Origin of the sequence: Goekera deserti (assembly GCF_010685995.1) — a bacterium.
Lineage (GTDB): Bacteria > Actinomycetota > Actinomycetes > Mycobacteriales > Geodermatophilaceae > Goekera > Goekera deserti.
Genome location: NZ_JAAGWK010000033.1, coordinates 23,169 through 30,352, shown reverse-complemented (window position 1 = coordinate 30,352; position 7,184 = coordinate 23,169). Strand labels below are relative to the sequence as shown.

The following is a 7,184-nucleotide window of genomic DNA, read 5'->3' as shown; positions in this document are numbered from 1 at the left end:
GCGGGTCGCCCATGAGCAGCACGTCGGTCACGGGCCGAGTCTGGCGGTCACCGTGGCTCGCGCGGTGCGCCGGTGGGGGTGAGCCTGCCCTCGGCCAGCCGCAGCCACCGGTCCACCCGCAGCGCGGCCAGGAACCGCTCGTCGTGGCTGACCACCACGAGCGCGCCGCGGTAGGCATCCAGCGCGCTCTCCAGCTGGGCGACGCCGACCAGGTCCAGGTTGTTCGTCGGCTCGTCCAGCAGCAGCAGCTGCGGTGCCGGCTCGGCGAACAGCACGCAGGCCAGCGTCGCCCGCAGCCGTTCCCCGCCGGACAGGGCGCCGACCGGCAGGTGCGCCCGCTGTCCGCGGAACAGGAAGCGGGCCAGCAGCGTGCGCCGCTGCGCCTCCGGGGTCGCCGGGGCCGCCCGGGCCAGGGCCCCGGCCACCGTGTCGTCCGGGTCCAGGGTGTCCAGCCGCTGGGACAGGTACGCCGTCCGGCCGGTGGCCCGGGAGGCCACCCCGCCGGTGGCCGGCAGTTCGCCGGACACCAGCCGCAGCAGGGTGGACTTGCCCGCGCCGTTCGGGCCGGTGAGCCCGATCCGCTCCGGGCCACGCACCTCCAGGTCCACCCCACCCGGGGCGAACACGTCGTCTGCGCCGAACCGGGTCTGCAGGCCCGCACCGCGGAACACGGTGCGTCCGGCGGGGACGACCGTGCCGGGCAGGTCCAGGGCCAGCCGCGACTCCTCCCGCAGTGCGCGCGTCGCGGCGTCCAGCCGGGCGCGGGCGTCGTCGACCCGGGCGGCGTGCGTCCCGTCGGCCCGCCCGGCGGACTCCTGCGCCCGGCGCTTGCGCGCGCCGAGCAGGATCTTCGGCAGGCCGGAGTCCGGGGCGTTGCGGGCGGCGGTGCCCTGCCGTCGGGCGGCCCGCTCCCGGGCCAGCTGCCGGTCCCGCCGCTCCCGGCGCAGGTCCTGCCCGGCACCGCGGACGTCGCGCTCGGCGGCCTCCTGCTCGGCGGCCACGGTCGCCTCGTAGGCGGTGAAGTCCCCGCTGTACGTGCGGGCGGCGCCCCGGTCCAGCTCGACGATCCGCTCCATCCGGTCCAGCAGCGCCCGGTCGTGGCTGACCACCACCAGGCAGCCCGGGAAGGTCTCCAGCGCGGTGACCAGCGCGCGCCGCGCGTCGCCGTCCAGGTTGTTGGTCGGCTCGTCCAGCAGCAGCACGTCGGGCCGGCGCAGCAGCTGCGCGGCGAGCCCGAGGGACACCACCTGGCCGCCGCTGAGCCCGTCCAGCCGTCGGTCGAGCGGGACGTGGCCGAGGCCGAGCCGGTCCAGCTGGGCACCGGTGCGCTCCTCGGCGTCCCAGTCGGTGCCGATGGTCGCCAGGTGCTCCTCGTCCGCGTCGCCGGACTCGACGGCTGCCAGGGCGGCGAGCACCGGGGCGACGCCGAGCACGTCGGCGACGGTGCGGTCGCCGGTCAGCGGCAGGGTCTGCCGCAGGTGGCCCACCGTGCCGTCGACGGTGACCGAGCCGCCGCCGGGCCGCAGCTCGCCGGCGATCAGCCGCAGCAGCGTCGTCTTGCCGGCGCCGTTCGGCGCGACCAGCCCGCTGCGGCCGGGCGGCAGGGTCAGCGAGAGGTGGTCCAGGACGGGGGTGCCGTCCGGCCAGGAGAAGGACAGGTCGGAGCAGGTGACGGACACGGGGACGTCCTCGGTGGGGAGTGGACGGGCGGGGGCACGGAGGTCACCCGCAGGTGACGTCGCTGCCGACCACGTCGCACCACCCCGTCCGCCCGGGCTCCCGCCGGGCCCGTCCGCGCCGACCGTAGGCCGCGGCGGCGCGGCCGGTCCACGCGTTTTGCACCCGGACGGGGTGTCGCCGGTCCCCGTGAGGTGTCCGGTGCGGTTTCATACAGGTCTATGACAGGTGGACGAGCGGCGGAGCTGGCCGACCGGCTGCGCGAGCGGATCGCCCTCGGCGAGTTCGCCGGCACCGGGGCCATCGAGAGCGAGGCGTCCCTGGGCGGCCGGTACGGCGTCAGCCGGGTCACGGTGCGCCGGGCGCTGGAGTCGCTGCGCGAGCAGGGCCTGGTCGAGCCGCGCAAGGGCGCCGGCTGGTTCGTCGTCGGCGCGTTCCACCAGACCCTCGCGCTGGGCAGCTTCCGGCACGCGCCGTCCGCCGTCGGCGAGCTGGGCAGGCGGGTCGAGCGCGTCGTCGTCGACTTCGGGTTCCGGGCGGCCCCGGCGCACCTGCTGGACGGCGTGCTGCGCCTGGCCCCGGACGACGAGGTGCTCTACAGCCGGTCGGTGCGCAGTGTCGACGGCGAGCCGCTGGACCTGGTGCACGAGTGGGTGCCGGCCGCCGTCGCCGCCGACATCAGCCGCGCCGACGCGCAGGCCCCGGGCATCTGGCAGAGCCTGCAGCGGGCCGGCCACCCGGTCGACGCCGTCCGCCAGACGATCACCGCCGCGGTGGCCACGCCCGCCGACTCCGCCCTGCTCGGGGTGCCGGCCGGGGCGCCGCTGCTGCTGGTGCGCCGGGTGGCCAGCGACGCCACCGGCACGCCGATCGCGCTGTCCGACCACCGCTACCTCGCCCACCGCTTCGCCCTGGAGGTGGAGTTCCGCGGCGGCCCGGTGGCCGCCACTCCGGAGCCACCCGGGCTCCGCACCGTCCCGACGTCCCCCACCACCGAGGAGAACCCATGAAGCTGCTGGTCACCGGAGGTGCCGGGTTCATCGGCGCCAACTTCGTGCACCGCACCGCCGCCACCCGCCCCGACTGGCAGATGACGGTGCTCGACGCCCTCACCTACGCCGGCAACCGGGAGAACCTCGCGCCGGTCGCCGGCTCCGTCGAGCTGGTCGAGGGCAGCGTGGCCGACGCCGACCTGGTCGACCGGCTCGTCGCCGACGCCGACGCCGTCGTCCACTTCGCCGCGGAGTCGCACAACGACAACTCCCTGGAGGACCCCTGGCCCTTCATGGAGTCCAACATCATCGGCACCTACCGGCTGCTGGAGGCGGTGCGCCGGCACGGGGTGCGGCTGCACCACATCTCCACCGACGAGGTGTACGGCGACCTGGAGCTCGACGACCCGGCCCGGTTCACCGAGCAGACGCCGGTGAACCCCAGCAGCCCGTACTCGGCGAGCAAGGCCTCCGCGGACCTGCTGGTGCGCGCCTGGGTGCGGTCGTTCGGCATCACCGCGACGCTGTCGAACTGCTCCAACAACTACGGGCCCTACCAGCACGTGGAGAAGTTCATCCCGCGGCAGATCACCAACGTCCTGCAGGGCGTGAAGCCCAAGCTGTACGGCCAGGGCCGCAACGTGCGCGACTGGATCCACGTCGACGACCACAACGACGCGGTGCTCACCATCCTGGAGCAGGGCCGCACCGGCGAGACCTACCTGATCGGCGCCGACGGCGAGCAGGACAACCGGACGATCGTCGCGCTGCTGCTGGAGCTGATGGGCAAGCCGGCCGACTGGTACGACCTGGTCACCGACCGGCCCGGGCACGACCTGCGGTACGCCATCGACTCCACCAAGCTGCGCACCGAGACCGGCTGGACCCCGCGCTACCAGGACATCCGCACCGGGCTGACCCAGACCATCGAGTGGTACCGGGACAACGAGCAGTGGTGGGCCGGCGCCAAGGAGCGCACCGAGCAGACCTACGCCCGGCAGACCGGTCAGGCGGGCTGACGTGGGCGCCTGCGGGGACGGCGACCTGCGGGGGCCCTGTTGGCGCAGGCCCACCTGACCGGGTCGGGCCGGGCGAGCCGTGCGCAGCGTTGATCAGCTGAGCTGACCACCGTCGGGCCGAGCTCACCAGCGTTGGTGAGCCTGGCCGGACGGTGGTGAGCCCGGCACGTCGTCGCGTCAGCAATCAGGCGTCGTCGAGTCCCCGGCGACGCCGGTGGGCGGGGCCGCAACGTCCAGCGGGATCCCGGGTGCGCCGTCGGTCGCGGGCCACGCGAGCACCCGGCCGCCCACCAGCCAGAGCGGGCCGGTGCTGTCGGCGGTCACCGCCGCCGGGACGGCGTCCACGGCGGCGCGGGCGACCGGCCGACCGTCCTGCGGGTCCAGCTCGGTGAGCAGCCACCACCGGTCGACGTCGGGGTCGGCCGGCGGGTCGGACCCGTCCGGGGTGTGGCTGAGCGTCCAGCGCCGCCGGCCCGCGGCCCAGCCGGCGAGCACACGCGGCCGGCCGGCCCCGGTCAGCGCTCGACCGAGGGTCAGGTCGGCGTGCACCGGGCGCTGACCGGTCTCGTCGACGAGCAGCGGCCCCGCGCCACCGACGAGCAGGAGGCCGTGCCACGGGGTGGTCAGCGGCGGCCCGTGGAGCATCCCACCCGCCGTGTCCAGGGACAGCAGCCGGACCAGGCCGGTGCCGTCCGGCGGCCCGCTGACCAGCACCAGGAAGCCGCCGCGCGCGGAGACCAGCGAGCGCAGCGTCCACTGCGCGGGTGGCAGGTCGAGCGTCGTCCCGGCCGGTGACCACAGGCGCAGGACGTGCGGTCCGAGCGGGTCGCCCGGCCGCTGCGGCAGGTGGGTGGCCAGGGTCCCGGCGGCGGCTGCCGACGTCCACACCGGTGTGTCGGACACCTGCCGCACCGAGCCGTCCGGGCCCAGTCGGTGCACGCCGTCGGGCCCGGTCAGCCAGCAGCCGGCCGCGTCGGCCAGCAGCCGGCGCCCGCGGGACCGGCCGGGGTCGAGCACCGCACCGGGCCAGCGCAGCTCGGTGGTCAGACGTCTGTCGCGCAGGTGGACCACCAGGGGCAGCCGCTCGTCGGCGACCCACAGGTCCGGCCCGTGCGCGTCCAGGGCCCCGGGCACCAGGGCCGGACGCAGCGGAGCCGGTGGGACGTCGTCCAGGTCGAGGTGCACCAGGACGCCGGTCTCCTCCGTGCGGGGCTCGGCGTGGTCCACCGGCTGCCAGCCACTCGACCGCGCCGGGTCCCGCCAGGGCACCCCGCGGTGGAACCAGCGCGGCGCCTGCTCCACCTCGCGCAGCCGTTGCAGCGCGGGAACGGTGCGCGTGTCCCCGGGCTCGCGGCAGTCCAGCGCCTCGTCGACCACCTGGACGCGGGTCACCCGGCCACGGGTGGGCTGCACGGTGCCGCCGGTCATCAGGTCGGCGACGACGGTGCCGCGCAGCTCGACCTCACCGACCACCGGCCGGGGCGCGGACCAGGTGGCCTGCCACGCGTCGCCGTACAGCCGGGTGGGCCAGTGGGGCTGCCCGGTCGTCCCGCTCCGGCGGCCGGGCAGCTGCGGTGGCTCCGACCTGGTCTCGGCCCGCACCCGGACCGTGCTCACGGTGGCGTCCGGCTCGTCGTACCGGGACTCGCGGAACCCGAGCCGCAGCCGGACGACGGCACCCACCCGGGGCGGGCGCACCTGGCCGTCCTCGATGGCGGTCGCGCTGACCAGCACGGGCAGCAGGCGCCGTGGCCGGGGTGGTCGTGAGGTGTCGGGCGTGCGCCCGGGGGAGCTCACCGGAGCTGGTCGGAGCCGATCGTCAGGGCCATGCCCGGCACGCTACAGCTCGGGGGAGCGGGACAGCGACCGCTGCAGGACGCCGAGGAGCTGCAGGTGGTGGTCGAGCAGTGCGGGCCGGTGACCGTCCGGGCGGATCGCGGCCAGCATGCCGGCCGCCGTCCACAGGTCGTCGCCGTCGTCGGTGCCGAGCAGGGCCGCGCGCACGTCGGGGTCCCGGGCGAACCGCTCGGCACGCGGGTCGTCGTCACCGGCGAGCACCCGCCAGCGGGCGTCCAGCTCGTCGTCACCGCTGTCCACCCGCCGCCAGCGGAACGGGCCGACCAGCGACAACCTCGCCGGGGTCACCCGGAGCACCGGTGCCGGCGCGGGCAGGGCCAGCGCGGTCACCGCCCACTCCACGAACCAGCCGGACGACGTGCCCAGGGCGACGTCGAAGGCGAGCGCGCTGCCGTCCGGGGCGGCGACGAGGTGCCGGGCATGGTGGTCGTCGTCCCGGTGCACCGGGAGGGAGGCGACCAGCGCGTCGACGACGTCGTCCAGCGGGCCGGGGGAGTCCGGTACCGCCCAGCCGAGCTCGGCTGCTCTGCGACGGGTGCCGGACCGGTCGGCGCCGGAGACGAACACGGCGTCCAGCGGACCGAACGCGTGCCCGCGCCCCAGGCCGAGGCCGAGCCGGCCCGGGCCGCCGGCGTCCCGCTGGGCCTGACCCAGGAACGGGTGCTCCCGGTCGGCGCTCACCGGTACCGGGTCACCCTCGGCCGGCCCACCGTCAGCGTGAAGACCGGCTGCCCGGCCACCTCTGCCAGCGACGCCTCCAGGCCCGACGCGATGGGCTCCACCACCACGTGCGTGGTCTCGCCGTCGGGCACGTCGACCGGGACCGTCGCGCTGCCCACCCGGTCGATCATCACCCGGACGTCGTGCCGACCCGCCGGCAGCGTCAGCTTGGTCGGCTCGCCGTGCCACATCTCGGCCGCCTTCACCCCGTCGACCAGCACCCGGTAGGAGCGGGGTCGGTGCAGCAGCCGGCTGGTCGGCCGGTGCAGCACGAGCCGGCCGGTCACCTGCGGGTCGTAGGTGGGGCGTTCGGTGACGGGGAGTGGGCCCGCGTCGGCGGGGTCCGCCGCGCCGTGGCGGCGGACGAAGAGCCTGCGGGCGCGCAGGGCGACCGCGGCCCCGACGACGCAGCTCCAGATCGCCAGCACGACCAGTGACGGGTCCAGGAAGGCGCCGAGACCCGCCGCGAGCGCGGCCGTCACGCCGTAGGCGACGACGAGGACCCAGCGCGGGCCGCCGTGCTCGGCCCGCGCGGCGCGCATGTCGTAGGGCCGGGCGTCCGCCGCGGCTCGCCGGGCCTCCAGCCGGGCGCGCAGGCTCACCGCCGGACCTCGTCGGCGACGGCGGGGTGCGACCGCTCCGACGTCCGGGACCGTCGCGCGCCGAGAGCACCCGTCGCCGCGGTGAGGACGACGAGCAGCCCCAGCCCGACCGGCAGGTCGATGGCGCCGCCCGCGGTCGCCGCGCAGATCCCGGACAGCAGCGCGAACGACGCGGCGGCCGGCACCCAGAAGCGTGCCCCGCCCGGTTCCGCGCCCCGCTCCACCCCGCCGACGGTAGTGACGGCAGCCGGGCAGGACCAGTCGTGCACGCGATCGTGCGGCCGGCGCCCCGCCCGCTGCCCGCCCCGTCGAGCTGT

General features: G+C 76.5%; 7 protein-coding genes. 2 read left to right on the top strand and 5 right to left on the bottom strand.

Features of this window, described 5'->3' with window-relative positions:
• Positions 1 to 47: 47 nt before the first annotated feature.
• Positions 48 to 1,679 carry an ABC-F family ATP-binding cassette domain-containing protein gene (locus G1H19_RS20395; protein WP_162392202.1) on the bottom strand — a complete coding sequence of 544 codons (1,632 nt, stop codon included), beginning with the start codon at positions 1,677 to 1,679 and terminating at the stop codon, positions 48 to 50.
• 219 nt (positions 1,680 to 1,898) lie between these two features.
• Here G1H19_RS20395 and G1H19_RS20390 point away from each other — a divergent pair, with 219 nt between their 5' ends.
• On the top strand, positions 1,899 to 2,687 hold the full coding sequence (locus G1H19_RS20390) for a GntR family transcriptional regulator (RefSeq protein ID WP_152727760.1): 789 nt from the start codon (positions 1,899 to 1,901) through the stop codon (positions 2,685 to 2,687).
• Entirely contained in the window at positions 2,684 to 3,688 is a 1,005-nt protein-coding gene (gene rfbB, locus G1H19_RS20385; protein WP_152727761.1) for a dTDP-glucose 4,6-dehydratase, read from the top strand. The genes G1H19_RS20390 and rfbB overlap by 4 nt, the downstream gene beginning before the upstream one ends.
• 177 nt (positions 3,689 to 3,865) lie before the next feature.
• On the opposite strand, the gene G1H19_RS20380 is transcribed toward rfbB, so the two are convergent.
• From G1H19_RS20380 to G1H19_RS20365, 4 genes are read right to left on the bottom strand one after another with little or no spacing between them, the layout of a single operon-like run.
• A complete protein-coding gene (locus G1H19_RS20380; RefSeq protein WP_163638864.1) occupies positions 3,866 to 5,485 on the bottom strand; it encodes a hypothetical protein in 1,620 nt (539 codons plus the stop codon).
• 42 nt (positions 5,486 to 5,527) lie between these two features.
• Positions 5,528 to 6,226 (bottom strand): hypothetical protein, encoded by a 699-nt coding sequence (locus G1H19_RS20375; protein WP_152727763.1) that lies wholly within the window; start codon positions 6,224 to 6,226, stop codon positions 5,528 to 5,530.
• On the bottom strand, positions 6,223 to 6,867 hold the full coding sequence (locus G1H19_RS20370) for a hypothetical protein (protein WP_152727764.1): 645 nt from the start codon (positions 6,865 to 6,867) through the stop codon (positions 6,223 to 6,225). The genes G1H19_RS20375 and G1H19_RS20370 overlap by 4 nt, the downstream gene beginning before the upstream one ends.
• A complete protein-coding gene (locus G1H19_RS20365; RefSeq protein WP_152727765.1) occupies positions 6,864 to 7,091 on the bottom strand; it encodes a hypothetical protein in 228 nt (75 codons plus the stop codon). The genes G1H19_RS20370 and G1H19_RS20365 overlap by 4 nt, the downstream gene beginning before the upstream one ends.
• Between the last annotated feature and the right edge of the window lie 93 nt (positions 7,092 to 7,184).